At 56.4% G+C, this 21,409-nt stretch carries 16 protein-coding genes; 9 read left to right on the top strand and 7 right to left on the bottom strand.

Annotated elements, in window-relative coordinates:
* The first annotated feature begins 68 nt into the window (after positions 1-68).
* Complete coding sequence (locus HZS80_RS15370) at positions 69-947, top strand: DMT family transporter (protein WP_035562443.1); 879 nt, start codon at positions 69-71, stop codon at positions 945-947.
* A 12-nt stretch (positions 948-959) separates the two neighbouring features.
* Here the strand turns inward: HZS80_RS15370 and HZS80_RS15365 are convergent, their stop codons facing one another.
* The 3 genes from HZS80_RS15365 to HZS80_RS15355 all read right to left on the bottom strand — a co-directional run bounded on the left by HZS80_RS15365 (position 960) and on the right by HZS80_RS15355 (position 4,463).
* Complete coding sequence (locus HZS80_RS15365) at positions 960-1,175, bottom strand: DUF2798 domain-containing protein (protein WP_035562440.1); 216 nt, start codon at positions 1,173-1,175, stop codon at positions 960-962.
* Positions 1,176-1,273: 98 nt separating this feature from the next.
* Entirely contained in the window at positions 1,274-3,457 is a 2,184-nt protein-coding gene (locus HZS80_RS15360) for an OsmC domain/YcaO domain-containing protein (protein WP_179916602.1), read from the bottom strand.
* 121 nt (positions 3,458-3,578) lie between these two features.
* A complete protein-coding gene (locus tag HZS80_RS15355) occupies positions 3,579-4,463 on the bottom strand; it encodes an alpha/beta fold hydrolase (RefSeq protein ID WP_035562434.1) in 885 nt (294 codons plus the stop codon).
* A 126-nt stretch (positions 4,464-4,589) separates the two neighbouring features.
* Between HZS80_RS15355 and HZS80_RS15350 the strand changes: the two genes are divergently transcribed.
* The gene (locus HZS80_RS15350; protein WP_035562431.1) at positions 4,590-5,600 is read left to right on the top strand and encodes a zinc-binding alcohol dehydrogenase family protein; all 1,011 of its coding nucleotides are present in this window, start codon (positions 4,590-4,592) and stop codon (positions 5,598-5,600) included.
* Positions 5,601-5,629: 29 nt separating this feature from the next.
* Here the strand turns inward: HZS80_RS15350 and HZS80_RS15345 are convergent, their stop codons facing one another.
* A complete protein-coding gene (locus HZS80_RS15345; RefSeq protein ID WP_179916601.1) occupies positions 5,630-6,223 on the bottom strand; it encodes a TetR/AcrR family transcriptional regulator in 594 nt (197 codons plus the stop codon).
* Positions 6,224-6,428: 205 nt separating this feature from the next.
* Between HZS80_RS15345 and HZS80_RS15340 the strand changes: the two genes are divergently transcribed.
* The 4 genes from HZS80_RS15340 to HZS80_RS15325 all read left to right on the top strand — a co-directional run bounded on the left by HZS80_RS15340 (position 6,429) and on the right by HZS80_RS15325 (position 12,965).
* Positions 6,429-7,655, top strand: coding sequence for an efflux RND transporter periplasmic adaptor subunit (locus HZS80_RS15340; protein ID WP_179916600.1), 1,227 nt, complete (start codon positions 6,429-6,431; stop codon positions 7,653-7,655).
* Positions 7,652-10,789, top strand: coding sequence for an efflux RND transporter permease subunit (locus tag HZS80_RS15335; protein WP_179916599.1), 3,138 nt, complete (start codon positions 7,652-7,654; stop codon positions 10,787-10,789). The genes HZS80_RS15340 and HZS80_RS15335 overlap by 4 nt, the downstream gene beginning before the upstream one ends.
* Entirely contained in the window at positions 10,789-12,195 is a 1,407-nt protein-coding gene (locus HZS80_RS15330; RefSeq protein ID WP_179916598.1) for an ATP-binding protein, read from the top strand. Before HZS80_RS15335 ends, HZS80_RS15330 begins: the two co-directional genes overlap by 1 nt.
* Positions 12,196-12,269: 74 nt before the next feature.
* The gene (locus HZS80_RS15325) at positions 12,270-12,965 is read left to right on the top strand and encodes a response regulator (RefSeq protein ID WP_035562415.1); all 696 of its coding nucleotides are present in this window, start codon (positions 12,270-12,272) and stop codon (positions 12,963-12,965) included.
* Here the strand turns inward: HZS80_RS15325 and HZS80_RS15320 are convergent.
* Positions 12,962-13,912, bottom strand: a complete 951-nt coding sequence (locus tag HZS80_RS15320; RefSeq protein ID WP_179916597.1) for an alpha/beta hydrolase — start codon at positions 13,910-13,912, stop codon at positions 12,962-12,964. The genes HZS80_RS15325 and HZS80_RS15320 overlap by 4 nt on opposite strands.
* Positions 13,913-14,061: 149 nt before the next feature.
* Here HZS80_RS15320 and HZS80_RS15315 point away from each other — a divergent pair, with 149 nt between their 5' ends.
* The 3 genes from HZS80_RS15315 (at position 14,062) to dauA (ending at position 18,644) form a co-directional block, all read left to right on the top strand.
* Positions 14,062-14,481 (top strand): hypothetical protein, encoded by a 420-nt coding sequence (locus tag HZS80_RS15315; protein ID WP_179916596.1) that lies wholly within the window; start codon positions 14,062-14,064, stop codon positions 14,479-14,481.
* Positions 14,482-14,693: 212 nt separating this feature from the next.
* Entirely contained in the window at positions 14,694-16,742 is a 2,049-nt protein-coding gene (betT, locus tag HZS80_RS15310) for a choline BCCT transporter BetT (RefSeq protein WP_035562407.1), read from the top strand.
* 153 nt (positions 16,743-16,895) lie between these two features.
* Positions 16,896-18,644: a C4-dicarboxylic acid transporter DauA gene (gene dauA, locus HZS80_RS15305; RefSeq protein WP_179916595.1), complete on the top strand. Its 1,749-nt coding sequence runs from the start codon at positions 16,896-16,898 to the stop codon at positions 18,642-18,644.
* 80 nt (positions 18,645-18,724) lie between these two features.
* On the opposite strand, the gene adhP is transcribed toward dauA, so the two are convergent.
* Both adhP and exaC read right to left on the bottom strand, forming a co-directional pair.
* On the bottom strand, positions 18,725-19,753 hold the full coding sequence (adhP, locus tag HZS80_RS15300; RefSeq protein WP_179916594.1) for an alcohol dehydrogenase AdhP: 1,029 nt from the start codon (positions 19,751-19,753) through the stop codon (positions 18,725-18,727).
* 121 nt (positions 19,754-19,874) lie between these two features.
* Positions 19,875-21,395, bottom strand: coding sequence for an acetaldehyde dehydrogenase ExaC (exaC, locus tag HZS80_RS15295; RefSeq protein WP_035562398.1), 1,521 nt, complete (start codon positions 21,393-21,395; stop codon positions 19,875-19,877).
* Positions 21,396-21,409: the final 14 nt, after the last annotated feature.

Raw genomic sequence — 21,409 nt, 5'->3', positions numbered from 1 at the left:
TAACACTATTATAGAAACAGCTTCGCATGGATTGCGCAGCCTTATTGAGGCTACAAGGAGAGTAAATAATGGGTGTCAGTACAGTGTTTGTGGCGCTAGCCGCATTTTTCTGGGGTGTGTCCGGCGGGATTGGTAGCATCCTTATTGAGAGTGGCTGGGCACCGTCAGTCGTTTCCTTTTACCGTGGGTTTATTGGGCTTCTTTTCGTACTTGTCTGGTTGCTAATTCGTCCCCGTAGCAGCGGGCTCTCGAATCGACAGTTATGGCTTTGGTCTACTATCGCGGGCCTGGGTGTTGCAGGCAATTTCTCCTTCTATTTCATAAGCATTGAGCACGGTAGCGTGGCCGTTGCAGCTACATTGATGTATTGCGCCCCGGTATTTGTATATCTAATATCATTCGCGCTAAAGCTTGAAAGACCCACGGTATCAAAATGGGCGGCAATCGCCTTGGTGATGATTGGTATTGTGCTTTTGACAAAGCTTTACGAGATTGGCGCAAGCGACTTATCGCTGATCGGTGTGGTTGCTGGGCTACTTGCAGGGCTCTCATACGCCGTTTTTATTTTCGGTTTTAAATACGCAGCTCCCCATGGCAGCCCCCAGGCAGTCCTTTCGATTGCCTTTGCAGTGCTTTCCATCGTGCTGATATTGCCGAGCGATATTGATCAAACCGTGAGCGTTGTAAGGTCTTCAGAATGGCCGATGTTTTTAACCCTGGGCGTACTGGGGGCGGGCCTCTCCTTTGTGCTTTACATTGTCGGTCTAAAACACACCGCGCCCGCGTTAGCTTCGATGATAGCCATGGTAGAGCCCGTCACCGCAACACTATTTGGCTTCTTACTCTTAGATGGAAGCCTCGACGTTATTCAGATTATCGGCATGGGGTTAATATTAATCACTGTAACAACGCTAAGCGTTACTTCCAGTAAGTCCAGTCAGGCATAACTAGCCAGACAGTTAGATCTTCTCGGCAATGCGGTGTGCTAATTTATGAATAAAGGGGCCGCTGACAAACGCGATGATTCCCGCGGCTGGCCACGCCAAGAACCAAGCATGCATCCAGAGGCTAAAGAAGTTGGGAGGTGCCCCAACATTAACGAACGTGATCCAAGCAGACATGATCAGCGTTAGCGTAAACGACATAAGAATAGCGAAGATAATTCTATGCTTCATGGGAAGTCCTTAACTACCGTTTTACGTACCTTAAACCTACCCTGTTGGTGCCGTCGCGCCAGCAGAGAGGTTTAACTATCATTGCTTGTAGCTGATGCTTAAATTTCCGCTTTCGCCGCCCGAGCCGCGTGGAGCTTCTTGTAGCTATCGATCAAGCGCTGGTGGCGCTCAAGGCCCGCTAACTGCATGTTCGTCGACGTTAGGCCATAGAAGCGTTCCTCGCCACTTACCGAGCCCACGACGGCCGCCATGGTTTCCTCGCCAAACATGCGCTGGAAGCTATGTAGATAATCGTTTAGCTCCAGCTCGTCATCCAGCACAATTTCCAGCACCGCGTTCACTGCTTGATAGAACAGGCCGCGCTCGACGGTGTTGTCATTGTACTGCAGGAATATCTGTACACAGTCCAGCGCCTCTTCATGACGCTGCAGCGCCAGGTAGACCAACAGCTTCAGTTCCAGAATCGTCAGCTGACCCCAAACGGTGTTCTCGTCAAACTCAATGCCGATCAGGGTAATAATGTCGGCATGGTCATCCATCTGGCTCTCTTCCAGCCGCTCGACCAGATCAGTGAGCTGATCGTCGTCGAGACGGTGCAGGTTGAGAATATCTTCGCGGTAATCCAACGCCTTATTGGTGTTATCCCAGATCAGATCTTCGATGGGATATACCTCAGAGTAACCCGGCACCAGAATGCGGCAGACCGGCGCACCCAGGTCCTCGTGAACCGTCATATAGACTTCCGCACCCAACTCTTCAAAGATGCCGAACAGCGTCTCGGCTTCTTCATCATTGCTGCCAGAGAAGTCCCACTCGCTAAACTCGAAGTCGGGCTTGGCACTAAAGAAACGCCAGGAGACCACGCCGACCGAGTCGATGAAGTGCTCCACGAAGTTGTTCGGCTCAGAGACTGTCTGCGAATTGAAGGTGGGCAGCGGCAGGTCGTTCAGGCCTTCGAAGCTGCGGCCTTGCAGCAACTCGGTCAAGCTGCGCTCCAGTGCCACTTCAAAGCTCGGGTGGGCACCAAAGGAGGCAAACACGCCGCCGGTGCGCGGGTTCATCAAGGTGACACACATCACCGGGAACTGCCCGCCCATGGAGGCATCTTTTACCAGCACCGGGAAGCCCTGTGCTTCCAGGGCGTTAATGCCTTCGACAATACTTGGGTACTTGGCTAACACTTCCTGCGGTACATTCGGCAGGGTTAGCTCCTGCTCAAGGATTTCACGTTTCACCGCCCGCTCGAAAATTTCCGACAGGCACTGCACCTGGGCTTCTACCAACGTATTGCCCGCGCTCATACCGTTGCTGAGGAACAGGTTTTCAATCAGGTTGGAGGGGAAGTAGACCGTCTCGCCATCGCTTTGACGTACAAACGGCAGCGATACAATACCTCGGTCTTCACGACCCGAGTTGGTATCAATCAGGTTGGAGCCGCACAGTTCGCCTTCCGGGTTGTAAATAGCCAGGCAGTGCTCGTCGAGAATTTCTGCGGGCAGCTCGTCGTTCGGGCCCGGCTTGAACCACTTCTCATTGGGATAGTGAACAAACGCGCTATTGGCAATCTCTTCACCCAAAAACTGATCGTTATAGAAGAAGTTGCAGCTCAGGCGTTCGATAAACTCGCCCAGCGCCGAACACAGCGCACTCTCTTTGGTCGCGCCTTTGCCGTTGGTAAAGCACATCGGTGAGGCCGCATCGCGAATATGCAGCGACCATACGTGGGGCACAATATTGCGCCAGGAGGCGATCTCGATTTTCATGCCCAGATCAGCCAGGATCGCGCTCATATTGGCGATGGTCTGCTCCAGCGGCAGGTCTTTGCCCTCAATATAGGTACTGCCGCCTTCCGGCGCGCCCATCAACAGCGCTTGGGCGTCCTCGTCTATGTTCTCTACCGTCTCGATTTGAAAGTCGGGGCCAGTTTGCACCACTTTCTTGACCGTGCAGCGGTCAATGGAGCGCAGAATGCCCTGGCGATCTTTTTCAGAAATATCTTCCGGCAACTCGACCTGAATTTTGAAGATCTGCTTATAGCGGTCTTCCGGGTCAACGATATTGTTCTGGGAAAGACGGATATTCTCAGTGGGAATGTCTCGAGCGTTGCAGTAAACCTTTACGAAGTAGGCCGCGCACATGGCAGACGACGCCAGGAAGTAGTCAAACGGTCCTGGTGCCGAGCCGTCGCCTTTGTAGCGAATCGGCTGGTCGGAGATAACCGTAAAATCGTCGAACTTGGCCTCCAGGCGGAGGTTGTCGAGATAGTTAACTTTGATTTCCATGAGCGGGCGTCCGGAGTAATGAGTGTGCCTGGGCTTTTGCAAAAACAAGCCAACAGGCGAATTGCGGCCCATTATCCAGTTTTTTACCCGCTTCGTCTTGGTCAGTCGCCTCCCGAATCGCCTATCCAGCGTCAAGAAGAAACGGCAGCGCTTCATCCAGCAGTATTTCGGGAATTTCTTCGGCGATGTAGTGGCCACAAGGGAGCGCTTTGCCTTTTACATCGGTGGCGACTTTTTGCCATTCACTGAGTGCATCAAAGCAAGCTTCAATGGCGCCTTCAGCGCCCCACATCACTTTTAATGGGCAGGTGAGCTTTACGCCTGCGTCGATATCGGCTTGATCATGCTCCAAATCGATGGTGGCGCTGGCGCGGTAGTCTCCGCAAATACCGGTAGCGGTGCCGGGGAGCGCAAGGCAGCGCTGGTATTCGGCCAGCGCTTCTGGGGAGAAAGGCGCCATGCCGGCACTGCGGGCACCCATCACGCTTTTGAGGTATTGGGGGGGATTACTCTGGATCAGCATTTCCGGCAGCGGCTGGGGGCGAATTAGGAAGAACCAGTGCCAGTAGCTGCGCGCAAAGGCCTCGTTGGTGCCGCGATACATGGCCAGCGTCGGGGCAATATCCAGAAGCACCATACGCTCTACTCGCTCTGCGTGGTCAACGCCTAAACGATGGGCGACTCGCGCCCCACGATCATGGGCCAGCACTTTAAAACGCTCAAAGCCCAGCGCACTCATCAGCTCTGCCATATCGGCAGCCATGGCGCGCTTGGCGTAATTTAGGTGCTCAGGATCGTCGTCGGGTTTACTGCTGTCGCCGTAACCGCGCAGGTCGGCTGCGATAACGGTGAAATGCTGGGCAAGCTCTTCTGCCACTTTGTGCCAAATTATGTGGGTCTGTGGGTGGCCGTGGAGCAGAAGAAGTGCCGGGCCGCTGCCGCCCATTCTAAACGTAATGTCGATACCGTTAACGTGACGTGTCTGTTTTTCAAACCCTTCAAACATGGTGAGCTCCTGACTTAGGACATGGCGATTCAATTCAGCCTGCGCTGATATTACGCAGCAGAGTTCTTTTTAATAAAACAACATCGGGGCATGATGGTGCCACTTATCGTTAACGAGAGAACTACTATGAAGGCGTTCGCCTTTACCCAAAGTCTGCCCATCGACCATCCTGACGCGCTGCAAGCCATTGAGCTCCCCCTACCCACGCCTGACGCCCACGACATTCGTGTCGCGGTAAGCGCGGTTTCGGTTAATCCTGTGGATGCCAAAGTGCGCAGTAGCGCCCTGCCTGAAAGCGGCGAGCCGCGCGTGCTGGGTTACGACGCCGTGGGCGTGGTCAATGCCATCGGCAGCGCGGTCACCCGCTTTCAGCCGGGTGACCGGGTGTGGTACGCAGGCAATATTGCTCGGCAGGGCTCTAATGCTGAATATCAGCTTGTCGATGAGCGTATCGCCAGCCTAGCGCCGAAAAGCCTTTCTGACACGGAGGCCGCTGCGCTTCCGCTGACCGCGATTACGGCTTGGGAGCTACTATTTGACCGGCTAGAACTAGGCATGCGCGATACCCAAGGCAAAAGCCTGTTGGTGATTGGTGCAGCAGGGGGCGTGGGCTCAATCCTGGTGCAACTTGCCAAACAGCTCACCGATATTACCGTCATTGGCACAGCGTCCCGGCCCGCAAGCCAAGCCTGGGTGAAGTCACTAGGCGCCGACGCGGTGATTAATCACCACCAGCCACTTGATCAAGAACTTAAGGCGGCGGGCTTTGACGGTGTGGATATGGTGATTAGCCTTAACCAGACCGACCACCACTTTGAGGCCATTCTTGAAGCCCTCAAGCCCCAGGGAAAACTGGCGCTTATTGATGACCCGGAGCTGATCGATGTGCGTAAGCTCAAAATGAAAAGTCTGTCCCTGCATTGGGAGCTGATGTTTACCCGCCCGCTGTTCGCGACGGACGATCTCGCCAAGCAGCACGACCTGCTCACAGAAATATCGACCATGGTCGATGACGGACGCCTAAAAACGACTCTAGGCGAGGTATTGGGCCCGATTAACGCCGAGAATTTAAAGCGCGCGCACGCTCTGATTGAGAGCAACAGCACGATTGGCAAACTGGTCTTGGAAGGCTTTTAATACGCGCTCAACGTCACGTCCATCGCTGGCTATGGCGATGGGCGTACCAGTACTTGCTGAAACAGGATCGTTTCAAACTGCTCCATCGGCTCGACGGATTTAAGCGTTTTGGCACGCAGAATGGCACCTTCCCAACCGGTGAGAATAAAGCTGGCGAGCGCCTCGGGTGCGGTGTGGCTGGCAATATCACCCCGCGCCTGTGCATCCTGCAGGCAGCGCACGAAGCGCTGTTCCCAGCGCTGTAGCACGAGGTTTAACGCATCGCGGAAGGTGTCGCTCTGGCCCGAAAGCTCTTGGCCAAGGTTGCCAATCAAGCAGCCCGTGGCATGATCGCACTCGTGCATATGGTCACGGCCTGCTGCGAAGTACCGTTTCAGGCGCTCAAGTGGTGCCGTCTCACCGTCTTCCAGCAGTGCCACCAGCGTTTCGTCATAAGTAGCCGCAAAGCGCTCAATCACCGCCAGCCCGAAATCCTCTTTGCTGGAGAAGTAGTGATAGAAGGAGCCCTTGGGTACACCGCAGGCCTTTAAAACGGCATTAATACCCGTCGCGTTGTAGCCTTGCTGACTAATCAGCTCGGCGCCACTATCAATTAATTTGTCGCGGGTTACATTGTTTTTCATATACTTAAAGTAGACCAGTCAGTCTATTACTATCAAATGAGTGAAAGCCAAGTAAGTAAAAGCCAAATGATTGAGTGCCAAGTAAATGTTAATTACATGTTATTTGCACATTGTTTGACTAATCGCTGCTTAACAATGCGTGATGCTAGCATCATACGCTTATTTTTCTGGGATTTTCGCCCTAGCCAACGGATGACGCGCGGTAATGACACCAAAACGCTCCCTCTCTTCCCCTCACTCGTCTTATCAACGAGGCCGCGTTCGGTTAGGTGCCGTAGCTGCGCTGTTGATTCTTGTCGGCACCCTTGTGCTCGCTTGGTGGATTATATCTCAGCCACCCCGCATTGCGCGCACAGCGCCGCCGGAACCTCTACCTACCATGGTAGACGTAATGACCGTGTCCGCGAGCACTCAGGCCCCTAATCTTTATGGCTTTGGTCGCGTTGAGGCAGAGCAGGAGACAATGCTGGCAAGCCGCGTAGCAGGGCAGCTTGAGCGTTTCGCTGATGGCGTTGTTCCCGGCCAGGTCGTCGAGCAAGACGCCGCCGTGGCGTTTATCGATCAAGCCGATCTGGCGCTTACGCTTGAAGATGCTCAAGCGCAGCTGGCTAATGCCCAGGCGCTACTTGCTTTAGAGCAGGCAGAGCAGCAGCGCGCCCGTAGTGAATACGAATCCTTTGGTCGCCAACTCTCCGCCGAACGCCAAGCCCTGGTTTTGCGTGAACCACAGCTGCGCCAAGCACAAGCTGAACTCACCCAAGCACGCGTGGCCCGCGACCAGGCAGCACTGAATGTTGAGCGCGCAACCCTCACCGCTCCCTGGCGGGCCATAGTACAGGAGCGCTTGGTCGGCGCTGGCAGTCTGCTCAGTCAAGGCACCGAGGTATTGCACCTGGTGGGCGTCGAGCAGTTTTGGGTGCGCGCCTCACTACCCGGTGAGTGGATGGAGTGGCTGGAAGCGGGCAGTAGCGTGACGTTAACCAGCCGCGGCTGGCCCGAAGGCGCCACACGTGAAGGCACGCTGGTGTCGATGTTGCCCAGCCTGGAAGAGAATGGCCTGCAGGCACAGCTACTCATCGCAGTGAGCGACCCCTTGGCGCTAGAGAGCGACGGCCCGGCCCTGCGTCTGGGCGATGTGCTACGTGCGTCCTTTCAACCCGCTATTCAAGAGCAGCTGATATCACTGCCCTCTGCCGCGCTTCGCCCAGGGGATGTTACGTGGCGAGTCGACGAGGAGAATCGCCTGCGCCGAACGCCGGTCACGCTGGCTTATCGCGGGGAAGATGACGCCTTGATTCGTAGCGGTCTGGAAACCGGCCAGCAGGTCGTCACCGCGGGCTTGGCCCAGCCTCGAGAAGGCCAACTCGTGCGCATTCGTCGGCCCAACGACACCCCGGCCCAAGCGGGAGATGAACCGGGAGATGAATCATGAAGACGCCACGTGGCCCACTGGCATGGATGGTCGACCACGGGGTAGCGCCTAACTTATTGATGGTGCTGTTTATCGTCGGTGGCTTAATGGCATCGCTGGCGATTAAAAAGGAAGTATTCCCCGAATTCGACACCGAAGTCGTCCAAGTCACGATTAGCTATCCCGGCGCCACGCCGGAAGATGTTGAACAGAGCCTGCTGCTACCGGTGGAAGCCGCAATTGCCGATGTCGAAGGCATTGATGAGCTCACCGCGACGGCCAGCGAAGGCAGCGCCAACGTCAGCGCTACGCTGATTGACGGCATTGATGTCATGCGCGCCTATCAGGATATTCAGCAGGCAGTGAACGCTATCACCACGCTGCCCAGCGCCGCCGATCCACCGCGTTTCACCCTGGCGGGACGCTCTCGCAGTGTGCTCAGCCTGCAAGTTTATGGCCAGGTCGGCCTAGAGGCACTCCACGATGCGGCTGAAGATGTACGCGGCGAGTTGCAAGCCACATCGGGCATTTCCCGCGCTGAGCTTTCCGGCAACCGCGAGCGGGAGATTCAAGTCCATCTGGATGAAGAGGCCATCGAGCGCTTTGGTCTCGACCATCAGGCGTTGGCCAGCCGCATCGCCGAAGAGGCGCTTGACCTTGCCAGTGGTCAGCTAACAACGGCCGAAGGCGAGTGGCTAACTCGCTATCAAGGGCGGCGCAACAGCGCTGAAGCCTTTGCAGAGCTGCCGATACTCACCAGCACTCAGGGCGCTCCGATTACACTCGGTGAGATCGCCAGGGTCAGTGACGGTTTTGCCGAGACCGATCGCGAGGAGTTCTATAACGGTCAGCCCGGCCTCTCTGTGGATGTTTACCAGATTGGCGACCAGACCCCGACCAGTATCTCTGAAGCGGTCAACGGAGAGCTTGAGCGCTTGCGGGAAGGTATGCCGGAAGGCGTCAGCCTGGATATTTCCCGCGACAGCTCAGAAGTTTACGAAGACCGTCTTAGCCTGCTGTTAAAAAATGCCTGGATGGGCTTAGCGCTGGTATTGGTACTCATGGCGCTGTTTCTGGAAGCACGGTTAGCCTTCTGGGTCACCCTGGGCATTCCGACGGCGTTTCTGGGCGCCATGCTGTTTCTGCCCTGGATCGGCGTCTCGCTCAACATGATGTCGATGTTCGCCTTTATTATCGCCCTAGGGATCGTGGTGGATGACGCCATTATCGTTGGCGAAAATATCTACAGCTACCGGGAAGAGGGCTACTCGCTGCGCGATGCAGCGGTGAAAGGCGCCAGCGAGATCGCCACGCCGCTCACGTTTGCGATTCTGTCCAATATCGTCGCTTTCCTGCCGCTGCTGTTTTTACCCGGCTTTTTAGGGCTAATTTTTGCCACGGTCCCGGTGGTGGTGGTGACCGTCTTTCTGATCTCCTGGCTAGAAGCGCTCGTCATACTGCCTGCCCACTTAGCGCATAGCCGAAAACCGCGCCAAACCCCGGCGTGGCAGCGTCCGCTTGAGTCACTTCGCCAGCGCCTCCAGGGTGGCTTGCACCACTTCACCTATCGTCAGTTCGAGCCGTTTCTGCAACGCGCGCTAAACCAGCGCCTGCTAAGCATTTCGCTGGGCATCGCCATTCTATTGATCGCCCTCTCCTGGGCAATGAGCGGGCGTTTGGGCTTTTCCCTGATGCCACGGGTCGAATCGGATCAGGTGCAGGCAACGGTAACGCTGCCCATTGGCAGCAATATCAGCGTCAGCCGTGAGCTTAGCCAACAGCTGCTCGACGCCGCCGATGTCCTCAGCGAGCGCGAAGAAACACTCAGCTTTAGTAGCTCGCGCAGTCGCCTGGACGGCGAAAGCCTGGAAGTGCGTTTGGATATTGCCAGCGAGAGTTTAGAGGCTTGGCCACCGTCGCGCATTGCCCGGGAGTGGCGCGACTTAACCGGCGATTTACTCGGTGCCCAGTCAGTGCGTTTTGAGGCTGATGTCGGCGGCCCCGGCAGCGGCGCGGCGCTCAGCCTTCGCCTTTCCCACCCGGACACGCAGGTATTGGAAGCCGCCGCCGAACGCTTGGCGGAAACATTGGGCGGCTATGGACTCACCGATATCGACAGCGGCCTGGGCGACGGTAAACCGCAGTTAGAGATGCGTCTCTCTGCCGAAGGCCGCGCGCTGGGGCTCACAGGCAGCAATTTAGCCGAAGCGCTACGCGGGCCTCTTCAAGGTGCCACGGCACTTGAACAGTACGTCGGGCGCAGCGAAATCAGCGTTGAGGTTCGTCTGCCCAACGACAACCGAGACAGCCTGAATGAGCTCTACCGCATGCCGGTGCGCACGCCTGATGACCTCAGCGTGCCACTTTCACGGGTAGCCGACATCACCATCAGTCAGGCCTCTAGCAGTCTTGAGCGCATTAACGGGCGACGCATTATTACCGTGACCGCCGACTCAGAAAGCGATCTGGCCATTAACCAGGTACTGGCAACGCTGCAGGAAGAGGTGTTCCCCAACCTTGAAGCAACCTGGCCAGGGCTTGAGGTCAGCATGGGCGGTCGTCAGCAGGACACCGCCGACAACTTGGCCACGCTCAAGACCTCCATGTGGTTAATGATTGCCGCTCTTTACGCCCTGCTCGCCATTCCGTTCCGTAGCTATTTGCAGCCGCTGCTGGTGTTGGCCGCCATTCCCTTCGGCATTGTCGGTGCAGTGGCCGGCCATATGATTATGGGTTTCGGGCTTTCGATTATCAGTTTGCTGGGCATGCTCGCGCTCTCTGGCGTGGTGATCAACGATGCGCTGGTGCTGATTGACTACGCCAACCGTAAACGCCGCGAAGGCATGGATGCCCGGGGCGCCATCGTGGCGGCGGCTACTCGCCGTTTACGGCCGATTATGATGACCACGCTGACGACCTTCTTGGGCTTGGCACCCATGATCTTGGAAACCTCGCGGCAAGCACGCTTTATGATTCCTATGGCGATTTCGCTAGGTTTTGGCATGCTGTTCGCAACGGCTATTCTGTTAATTCTGGTGCCCTGCCTCTATCTGGGCATGGAGAATGTTCGCGAACGGCTTAGTGCCCCGCGTCAGCCCTCACCCAGCAACAAATCGAGCGACAACAAATCGAGTCAAGAAGAGGGAGCTCATTAATGGCAGTGCTCACCGCGATACGCCAATGGCGGCCCTCTCGGCTGGGCCTGAAGCTGTTTGTGATTATCCTAAGCGTCAATGTGGCCATCTCAGCCAGTATGTTTCTGGCCGTCTCCTACAGTATTGACCGTGGCTTTCTCGACTATCTCAACCAAGCCCAAGAGCGCCGCGCCACGCTGCTAGCAGACGGTCTTGTCACACGCTGGGAAACCCAGCAGAGCTGGGAGTGGCTGGAGCAGTCACCGGAACGCTGGCCGTTTATTGTTCGTTTTGAGCTTGGCCAGGAGCATCGCGACCGCCCCTCACCGCTTGGCGAAGCGCGGGATTTTAGCCTTCGCGCAGCGGATGGACGCTTTGTCGTGCCGCCCCACAGCGGGCGCGAAAACTCGGGCAACTGGCATTGGCTAACGCTGCAAAGCGGTGAAACCACTATCGGTTCGCTGGGTTTCCGGCCGCCTCGGGAAATGATGGAGCGCATGGAGAGCCGCTTTCTGGAGCGTCAGCAGCGTAATCTGGTGCTTATCGTCATATCACTCTGCGTTGCTTCATTGCTACTGGCGGGCGGGCTTTCCTGGTGGCTGGGGCGTCGTACCCGGGCATTGGCCGGCGCCACGCTGCGCCTTACCGAAGGCGACTACCACACCCGGCTACCGGAACGCGGCCGCGACGAGCTCTCGCGCCTGGCGCGGGATTTCAATGTGCTTGCTGCCACGCTGGAAGCCAGCCGTGATGCCCGCGCCCGCTGGGTGTCCGATACGGCCCATGAGCTGCGCACGCCGCTGGCGGTGCTGCGCGGAGAGATCGAAGCCATGCAGGATGGCATTCGACCCCTGAATCAAGAGAACCTCGGCTCGCTCGCCCAAGAGGTGGGTCAACTAGAGCGTTTGGTGGCAGATTTACGCCTGCTTTCCCAAAGCGACGCGGGCGCGTTGGATATACAGCTGGCCCCGATGGATCTTAGCGACTGTCTCGCTAGCCGTCTGGCTGACGCTGACCGCTGGTTAATGGACAGCGGTTTAACGCTGACCGAACAGATCGAGCCTGGCATTATGATTCGTGGCGATGCCCAGCGTCTGCGCCAGCTGTGGAACAACCTGTTGGATAACAGCTGCGCTTACACTCAGCCGCCGGGAGAGCTGCGTGTTACGCTCACGACTCAACAAGGGGAAGCGGTGGTCACTTGGGAAGATAGTGCGCCGGGGGTACCGGAAGGTGAGCTGGCCCGTTTGACCGAGCGACTCTATCGAGTGGAAGGATCACGCAGCCGTGCTAGTGGCGGCAGCGGTCTAGGGCTCTCTATTGCGAGCGCCTTGGTAAATGCCCATGGTGCAACGCTGACGCCCTCTACCTCAACGCTAGGTGGGCTGCGCTGGACGCTGCGCTTTCCTCTGTTGGCCGCTAATTAATGTTTTTCAGAGTTCGTGTTTAAAAACTGTTTTAAGCCATGCTTTCCCGTTCACTGCTAAGCGAGTCTACCGCTATGTCTCATGCTGCCTCTTTGCTCGTTGTCGAGGATGAACCGAAAATTGCCCGCCTGATGGCGGACTACTTAACCACCCATGGCTTCGAGGTGACGACCCTGGGCCACGGGGATGAAGTGATGCCGTGGCTGGAGCAGCACTCCCCTGCCCTGGTACTGCTCGATATTATGCTGCCGGGTAAAGATGGCCTCACTCTGAGCCGGGAAATTCGCCAGCTGTGGCCCTCCATTGCACTTATAATGGTCACCGCCAAGGTAGAAGAGGTCGACCGCCTGCTGGGACTGGAGCTAGGTGCCGATGACTATATCTGCAAGCCGTTTAGCCCTCGTGAAGTCGTCGCTCGGGTCAAAGCCGTACTGCGCCGCAGCCAAGCGGCAGCCGAGGCGTCGAGTGAAGTACAAAACGCCCCGGTGGTTTTAAACGAAGACGGCTGGCAAGCCCTCGCCCACGGTCAGGACCTGGGCCTGACCGCGGTGGAGTTTCAGTTATTGCGCGTAATGATGCAGGCGCCGGGGCGCATCTTCAGCCGCGAACAGCTGATGGATCACATGTACCGCGATAACCGCATCGTCTCAGAGCGCACCGTGGACAGCCACATCAAAAAACTGCGCAAAAAGATCCACGAAGCGCTCCCTGAACTCGAAATCATTCGCTCGGTATATGGTGTCGGCTATAAGTATCAGCCGGAGGGTTAAGGATTTACCTGCCGATTGAGAAAGGCGATGCCTGCATCGATAGCGCCGCCCCGTAGCAGGAAGCTCGTAATGTGGCCGCGCCAGCGCTGCAGGTAGAGTTCACTTTCGATGCGGTTGTCCTGCAGGGCTTGATAGAAGTCCGTGGCGTGATCCACCGGCACCAGTTTGTCCCATTTGCCGTGAAACAGAAAAAACGGCGGTGCCTGTGGGGTAATTTGCCAAGCAGGCGAGGCTGACCGGTACGCCTCGGTCTTTTCTGCGCGGGTGCCGCCGATAAAATCAACCACTAGCGGCCCATCCTCAAACTTGAGCAAATCACTGGGAAGACCCCCGGCCAGCACCGCGGCCAGACGGCTCTGCTCACCGCCGTATGGCTCCGCCAATGGCCCTTCGACGCCCGCTAGCGCCAACAAACTTACCAGGTGGGCACCGGATGAAAAACCTACACCCACAATGCGATCGGTATCCACCTGCCACTCATCGGCATTGGCGTGAATCCAGGTCATGGCCTGCTGCAAATCGTTTAGCTGATTGGGAAAGCGGTATTCCGGTGCAAAACGGTACTCAACATTCACCGCCACATAGCCCTGCCCTGCTAGCTGTTCGGCAATACTCTGCATATCTTGCGGTGTGCGATTGCGCCAGCCGCCGCCATGTACCACTAATGCCGCGGGTCGCCGCGTATCCGTTGATCCATTGGGCAGATAAACACTCGCCTTTAACGCCTGAGGCCATGCCTCGGGTGTGTAACTAGCTGGGGCTAAGCGCTCAAAAGGCTGGGGGGCATGCAACGGGTTACTCTCAACAGCAGTTTCGCCCTGGCTAATATGTTGGGAAGCGCTACAGCCATTCAATAGCAAGGCAAGCGCCCCCAGGCCAGTAACACGGCGTAGGGTGGTAAACGCATAACGCTGCTGAAACACGCGAAAGTATTCGATTCGCGACATTAATTTGCTCCTTGATAACGAGGTGACCCCTCACCTACCGACTACGACCTGCAACGAGCTAATAAGATCATGATTGTTGCACACTATCTGCAAACGGTTTGCACGTCTCCTAGCGATACTGGCATCGTCAACTCACCAGGAGAGAACTTATGAAAATTTCAAGTGCTAAGAAACTGTCAATTCGCCAACTGTTTGCCCCCGCCCTACTGGCTATTGCTATTGCTCCGCTAGCGCTTACCGCTCAAGCGGATAGCCACGGTGATCATGAAGGTAAAGGTCCTGATCGTGAGCGTATGGAAGAGCGCATGGAGGAGCGTCGCCAAGAGGTATATCAGCGCGCAGAAATTTCTGAAGAGAAGCAGGCTGAGCTGAACGAAGCTCACGCTGAACACCGTGAAGCCATGCACGCTCTGCGTGAAGAGCACCACGAGCGGGTCGCCGAGATCCTCTCTGAGGAAGAGCAAGAAGCGCTGCGCAATGCCATGCACGAAGCCCATGAAGAGTATCGTGGTAAGCACGGCAAACGCGGCCACTACGGCGATAACGACGACAGCGCCGATAGTGAATAAGCATTGATCACTTTTTAAATGTTAGCGTTAACGCCCGGCTTGCCGGGCGTTTTTGCGTCTGCCTTTGCATTTTTCTCACCGCTCACTCCACGCTTATTCATCCCACACAAGGGAGGTTAACTTGAAGGAAAAGGCTTAATCGCGTATTTTATTTGAACGTTCATTTAAAATAAAATCTTCCCTTCCTCTTTCAACAACAGGAGCCCGCCTGCATGGCGAAAGACAACCTTAACCTTCCCTCCCGCGACCGCCTCAATCCCGTGGTTTTCCACGGCAGTGTAGCCGGTATCCTTATCTTTTTAGTGCTTACCATGCTGTTCACCGAGCAAGCAGGCGCCTTTTTTGATGCTGGCCTCGCCTGGGTGAGCAAAACCTTTGGCTGGTACTACATGCTCGCCATCGTGGCTTACTTGGTTTTCGTCGTCGCCATTGGTATGTCGCGGTTTGGCAGTATTCGCCTGGGTCCCGATCACTCTCGGCCCGAGTTCTCGCTGCTCTCCTGGTCGGCCATGCTGTTTGCCGCAGGTATCGGCATCGACCTGCTCTTCTTCAGCGTTGCCGAACCGGTTGCCCACTATTTGGCACCGCCGGATTTAACCCCGGAGAGCCAGGCAGCGATGCGTAACGCCGTCGTTCAAACCTATCTGCACTGGGGGCTCTCCGGTTGGGGGCTGTATGTGTTGATGGGTATGGCGCTGGCTTACTTCAGCTACCGTCACCGTTTGCCGCTAGCTATTCGTAGCGCGCTCTACCCAATCCTCGGTAAACGTATCCACGGCCCGATTGGCAACGCGGTGGATATCACGGCGGTCATCTCCACCGTGTTCGGCATTGCGACCAGCCTTGGCATTGGGGTGATGCAGTTGAACTACGGCCTAACCTATATGTTCGGTGTGCCGGAAACCCTTACCGTGCAGGTGATCCTGATTGTCCTGGTAGTGATACTAGCGACGATTTCGGTGGTCACTGGGGTTGAGAAAGGCATTCGCCGCTTATCAGAGTTCAACATGCTGCTGGCGCTGGCGTTAATGCTGTTTGTACTCTTTTCAGGCGACACCCTGGTCCTGCTAGACAAAGTGGTCAATAACGCTGGTGATTACCTTTCCGGTTTTGTCGGTGCAAGCTTTGATACCTATGCCTTTGCCGATGAGGGCGCCCAAGAGTGGAAGATGTGGTGGACAATCTTCTTCTGGGGCTGGTGGATTGCTTGGACGCCCTTTGTGGGGCTGTTCCTGGCACGTATCTCCCGAGGCCGTACCATTCGTGAATTCGTCGCCGGTGCACTGTTTATTCCGCTGGCCTTTATGATGGTGTGGATGTCAGTCTTCGGTAACAGCGGTATTGAATTGGTCGCTAATCAAGGCGTTGTGGAGCTAGGCGAACAGGCCCTTAACACCCCGCAAACGACGCTCTACACGCTGCTTGAGTACTACCCTTACGTTGGCCTTACCGCTGCGGTCGTTACCGTACTGGGTATTGTGTTCTTTATTACCTCAGCGGACTCCGGTGCGCTGGTACTGGCCAACTTTACCTCTATTTTGAGCGATGTGAACCACGATGCGCCGGTAAAGCTGCGTATCTTCTGGTCAGTGATGATCGGCTTGATCACCATTGCCCTGCTAATGGCCGGTGGCTTGAATGCCCTGCAGAGTGCTGTGGTCATCACCGCACTGCCCTTCTCGCTAGTAATTTTCGCGGTCATGGTGGGTATGTATAAAGCCCTGAAAATGGAAGGCAGCAAGGCCGATGCGCGCCGCATGATTGCCGGTAGCGCCCCAGGCGGCGACTGGAAAGAGCGTTTGGATCGTGCCCTGGATACCTCTAACCGCGCGGGTGCGGCGGCAACCATCGAGCATGCGATTCGCCCTGCAATGACGCAGTTCGCCCAGGAGCTTGAAAGCCGAGGCCAAACCGCCAACGTGACCGAAGAGCACGTTGAGGGTGAAACGCTAGCCAACCTGACACTACAGGTCGATTTTGGTGAAGCCACCAGCTTTGTTTACCAAGTGTGTCCGCACCGCATGCGTACGCCAAGCTTTATCCCGGCGGACGATGACTTCTATGTACGCTTGGATGTGTATTTGGCTGAAGGTGGGCAAGATAAGGACCTTAACGGCTACACCCGGGGTCAGGTGATTGGTGATTTGGTCTGCGAATATGAGCGCCACCTGCACTTCCTCACCCTGGCGGGTCAGCAGATGGGCCATGTACAGGCGATGCCCGGCACGATTGGGGAGCCGCCTGAAGATTCCCAAATGTAACGGCATTATTTGTTTAACCCCACAGACAATCCCGGCCTGCGCGCCGGGATTTTTTTGTGCGCGAACGGCTCTGAAAAAACGCTTTGTTGTGGGAACTCCAGGGTAGGCGTAGCGTAGTAGCCTGTTTTCCCTAACACTTAGGAGGCTGGCCACATGTCCCGCGCACATCGACCCTCGGGGTACGTTTTCCCGATGCCTGGCAGTGCGTTACTCAACGCCTGGCGTGAAGGTTATTCGCTGGGTAAATTAAAGCGCGACGTGATGGCGGGGCTGACGATTGGCGTCGTCGCCGTGCCGCTTTCCATGGCACTGGCGATTGCCACTGGGGTACCGCCCCAACACGGGCTCTATACGGCCATTGTGGCAGGGGCGGTGATCGCGCTAACCGGTGGTTCGCGGTTTAACATCTCCGGCCCCACCGCTGCGTTTGTGGTTATTCTTTTCCCGATTGTTGCCAACCATGGCTTGGGGGGGCTGCTGATTGCCACCTTTATGGCGGGCGCTATTTTGGTCGCGCTGGGGCTTTCGCGATTGGGCAGTCTCATTCAGTACGTGCCTTACCCGGTCATTCTTGGCTTTACGGCGGGCATCGGCGTGGTGATTGCCCTGTTACAGCTGCCTGACTTTTTGGGTTTGGCGGGGGTCGAGCTGGGCGATAGCACTCTGGATAACCTAATGCTGATCGGCCAAGCGCTGCCCACGCTGTCGCTGGCGGAGATCAGCGTCGGGCTTGTCACCTTAGCAACGCTGTTAGTTTGGCCGCGCTTAAATACCCCAATACCTGCCCCGCTGGTAGGGTTAGCGGTGGGTACGCTGGCAGCCTCGCTACTGCTGATGAGTGGCGTTGAGGTCGATACGATCGCCTCGCGGTTTAGCTGGGAGTTTCAGGGTGAAAGCGGCAGCGGCATTCCGCCCTTTGCGCCCAGCTTTGTAGCCCCCTGGCACCTCCCGGGTGCAGATGGCACGCCGCTTGAAATCGACTTTGCGTTGATTCAAGCGCTGCTAGGCCCTGCGCTGGCGATCGCTTTACTCGCTGCGATTGAATCGTTGCTGTGCGCCGTTGTCGCAGACGGCCTAACCCGCACCCGCCATGACCCCAATGCAGAACTGATTGGCCAAGGGCTCGGCAACCTGGTGGTGCCCTTCTTTGGCGGCATTACTGCTACGGCGGCCCTTGCCCGCACCGCGACCAATATCAAAAGTGGTGCCTTTTCACCTGTCGCGGCACTGGTGCACTCGGTAGTGGTGCTTCTGGCCGTCGTCGCACTGGCGGGCGTGCTGGGGTATGTACCGATGGCTGCGCTGGCTGCGCTGCTGTTTATTATTGCCTGGAACATGAGTGAAGCGCGGCATTTTATGCACACGCTAAAAAGCGCGCCTGCCAGCGATGTATGGGTATTGGTAATCTGTTTCGCATTGACGGTTATTTTCGACATGGTGATCGCCGTGGCCGTCGGTATTGGCCTAGCCGCCGCGCTATTTATTCGCAGAATGGCGCAGCTAACCAATACTCAGCGCCTTGAGTCGCACAACACCGGCGAACATTTCCCGCCAGAAGTAGCGCTCTACAAAATTAGCGGTCCGCTGTTTTTTGGCGCCGCAGAAAAAGCCATCGCCACGCTACGGATCATTGATCACAGCGTGAGAATCGTCGTGTTGGATATGCGTGATGTGTCTAGCCTAGATACCACCGCGATGGTGGCGCTGGAGTCACTGCGCCGTGAGCTAGGTGAGCAAGGCGTGGGGGTGATGTTTGTTGGGCTGCCGCCGCGCATGGCGCTGAAAATAAAGCGTGCAGGCATTCGACGCGAAGCGGGGAAGCTAGCGGTCGTCAGCAACCTTGCCCATGCCGAGCGCATGGCGCGCCGTTGGCTGAGCTTACTGGAGAGCGGAAAGGATTAAATATCGACTGTTCAAGTGGCAAGTTCGACATTAAAAAGGGGGAGTCTTCTCCCCCTGGTGCGATACCCACTGGCTGGCTGTTAGCTCGCCATGTCCAACACGATGCGGCCTTCGATCTTGCCGTCAATCATGCGCTGGAAGACATCGTTGATATTATCCAGCGTATCGGTCGCTACCGTGGCCTTAACCTTGCCTTCGGCAGCGAAATCCAACGCTTCCTGCAGGTCACTGCGCGTGCCGACGATAGAGCCACGAATGGTAATACCGTTGAGCACCGTGCTGAAGATCGGCAGCGGAAAGTCGCCGGGCGGTAAGCCATTGAGCACCAACGTCCCGCCGCGGCGTAGCATATTCTGCGCCTGATCAAACGCCTTCGGCGACACCGCTGTCACCAAGGCCCCGTGAGCACCACCAATGGTTTTCTTCAAGTACGCCGCTGGGTCGGTTTTCATGGCGTTAACGGTGACCGTGGCGCCTAAACGCTCAGCCAGGGCTAGCTTGCCGTCATCGATATCGACAGCCGCCACGTTCAGCCCCATCGCTTTGGCGTACTGCACCGCCATATGGCCCAGGCCACCAATGCCCGAAATCACCACCCACTGGCCGGGCCGGGTATCAGTCATCTTCAAGCCTTTATAAACCGTCACCCCCGCACACAGCACAGGAGCTATTTCAATGAAGTCGATGGCATCCGGCAGGCGCCCAACATAGCCCGCATCCGCTAAGGTGTAGTCGGCAAACCCACCGTTAACGCTGTAACCGGTATTTTGCTGAGACTCACACAGGGTTTCCCAACCGCCTAAACAGTGCTCGCAGTAGCCGCAGGCCGAGTAGAGCCAGGGCACACCAATACGATCACCCTCTTTGACATGGGTAACGCCTTCACCCACCGCCACGATATGCCCAACACCTTCGTGCCCTGGAATAAATGGCGGCGAGGGTTTCACCGGCCAATCGCCGTGGGCGGCGTGTAAATCGGTATGGCAAACCCCAGAGGCCGCCACTTTCATCAATACTTCGCCCTGCTTAGGGCGAGGTACGTCAACTTCTTCTATGGCCAACGGCTGGCCAAACTCACGAACGACCGCCGCGCGCATTGTGCTATCCATGATGCAACTCCTAATAGTTTTCGATACGGCAGTTTAAGTACTGCTCTTATCGGTAGAGTCAGCGTCAGGGGACTGACAATACCGCCCGGCTAATGCCGGGCGGTGTGGCTAGCAGAAGGGGTTAGAAGAAGCCCAACGGGTTGATGTCGTAGCTGACCAGCAGATTTTTGGTTTGCTGGTAGTGTTCGAGGGCGACTTTGTGAGTTTCCCGGCCAACACCAGATTTCTTATAGCCACCAAAGGCTGCGTGGGCGGGATACTGGTGGTAACAGTTGGTCCACACGCGCCCGGCTTGAATGCCTCGGCCCATGCGGAAAGCGACGTTGATATCGCGGCTCCAAACGCCTGCGCCCAAGCCAAACTCGGTGTCGTTGGCAATCGCGAGGGCTTCTTCTTCATCCTTGAAGGTAGTGACGGCTACCACCGGGCCAAAGATCTCTTCCTGGAAGACGCGCATCTGGTTGTTACCCTTCAGCAGCGTGGGCTGAATGTAGTAACCGCTGTTGATACTGTCATCCATGGTCTCTTTATTGCCGCCGGTGAGGAATTCAGCCCCTTCATCCCGGGCGATATCCATGTAGGACATGATCTTGTCGAACTGCTCTTGGGATGCCTGGGCGCCTACCTGTACATCGGTATCTAGCGGGTTACCGCGCTTGATGGTTTTGGTGCGCTCGATGACCTTGGCCATGAACTCGTCGTACATGCTCTCTTGAATCAGCGCCCGCGAAGGGCAGGTACACACTTCGCCCTGGTTAAAGAACGCCAGCACCAAGCCCTCTACCGCTTTATCAATAAACGTCGGTTCGGCATTCATGATGTCGGCAAAGTAGATGTTGGGGGATTTGCCGCCTAGCTCCACGGTAGAGGGAATAATGTTTTCCGCCGCACATTTCAAAATATGCGAACCGACAGGCGTGGAGCCGGTAAAAGCAATCTTGGCGATACGCTTGCTGCTGGCCAGTGCTTGGCCCGCTTCAGCACCAAAGCCATTGACGATATTGAGAACGCCGGGCGGCAGCAGATCGCCAATCACTTCCATCACTTTCAGAATCGAGGCGGGGGTTTGTTCCGCGGGCTTCAATACCACACAGTTACCCGCTGCCAGCGCAGGCGCCAGTTTCCAGGCGGCCATCAGGATCGGGAAGTTCCAGGGGATGATCTGGCCCACCACGCCTAGCGGCTCGTGGAAGTGATAGGAGACCGTGTTGGCATCAATATCCGCTGCGGTGCCTTCTTGCGAACGCAGACAGCCTGCAAAGTAGCGGAAGTGATCGACAGCCAATGGAATATCGGCATTGATGGTTTCGCGTACCGCTTTACCATTATCCCAGGTTTCGGCGACGGCGAGCATTTCCAGGTTTTGCTCAATGCGGTCGGCAATTTTTAAGAGAATATTGCTGCGCTCTTGAACCGAGGTTTTCCCCCAGGCAGGTGCCGCTTTGTGGGCCGCATCTAGTGCTTTATCGATATCTTCTGCCGTCGAGCGGGGGATTTCGCAAAAAACATGACCATTAACAGGACTGATGTTGTCAAAGTACTGGCCTTTGACCGGGGCAACGAATTCGCCGTCGATATAGTTGCCATAGCGCTTTTCAAATGACACCAGTGAACCGGTATCACCAGGGTTGGCGTAGATCATTGTCATGCTCCTGA

The organism is Vreelandella glaciei (genome assembly GCF_013415125.1).
Classification (GTDB): domain Bacteria; phylum Pseudomonadota; class Gammaproteobacteria; order Pseudomonadales; family Halomonadaceae; genus Vreelandella; species Vreelandella glaciei.
The sequence above is the reverse complement of the archived record's forward strand: the minus strand, read 5'-3'. Positions and strand labels throughout refer to the sequence as shown.

Coding starts and splice junctions, on each gene's coding strand:
- HZS80_RS15320 (WP_179916597.1), bottom strand. CDS start 13,912: ATGTCGCGAATCGAATACTTTCGCGTGTTTCAGCAGCGTTATGCGTTT.
- HZS80_RS15330 (WP_179916598.1), top strand. CDS start 10,789: ATGGCAGTGCTCACCGCGATACGCCAATGGCGGCCCTCTCGGCTGGGC.
- HZS80_RS15370 (WP_035562443.1), top strand. CDS start 69: ATGGGTGTCAGTACAGTGTTTGTGGCGCTAGCCGCATTTTTCTGGGGT.
- HZS80_RS15355 (WP_035562434.1), bottom strand. CDS start 4,463: ATGTTTGAAGGGTTTGAAAAACAGACACGTCACGTTAACGGTATCGAC.
- adhP (WP_179916594.1), bottom strand. CDS start 19,753: ATGGATAGCACAATGCGCGCGGCGGTCGTTCGTGAGTTTGGCCAGCCG.
- HZS80_RS15360 (WP_179916602.1), bottom strand. CDS start 3,457: ATGGAAATCAAAGTTAACTATCTCGACAACCTCCGCCTGGAGGCCAAG.
- betT (WP_035562407.1), top strand. CDS start 14,694: ATGGCGAAAGACAACCTTAACCTTCCCTCCCGCGACCGCCTCAATCCC.
- HZS80_RS15350 (WP_035562431.1), top strand. CDS start 4,590: ATGAAGGCGTTCGCCTTTACCCAAAGTCTGCCCATCGACCATCCTGAC.
- exaC (WP_035562398.1), bottom strand. CDS start 21,395: ATGATCTACGCCAACCCTGGTGATACCGGTTCACTGGTGTCATTTGAA.
- HZS80_RS15365 (WP_035562440.1), bottom strand. CDS start 1,175: ATGAAGCATAGAATTATCTTCGCTATTCTTATGTCGTTTACGCTAACG.
- HZS80_RS15335 (WP_179916599.1), top strand. CDS start 7,652: ATGAAGACGCCACGTGGCCCACTGGCATGGATGGTCGACCACGGGGTA.
- HZS80_RS15345 (WP_179916601.1), bottom strand. CDS start 6,223: ATGAAAAACAATGTAACCCGCGACAAATTAATTGATAGTGGCGCCGAG.
- HZS80_RS15315 (WP_179916596.1), top strand. CDS start 14,062: ATGAAAATTTCAAGTGCTAAGAAACTGTCAATTCGCCAACTGTTTGCC.
- HZS80_RS15340 (WP_179916600.1), top strand. CDS start 6,429: ATGACACCAAAACGCTCCCTCTCTTCCCCTCACTCGTCTTATCAACGA.
- dauA (WP_179916595.1), top strand. CDS start 16,896: ATGTCCCGCGCACATCGACCCTCGGGGTACGTTTTCCCGATGCCTGGC.
- HZS80_RS15325 (WP_035562415.1), top strand. CDS start 12,270: ATGTCTCATGCTGCCTCTTTGCTCGTTGTCGAGGATGAACCGAAAATT.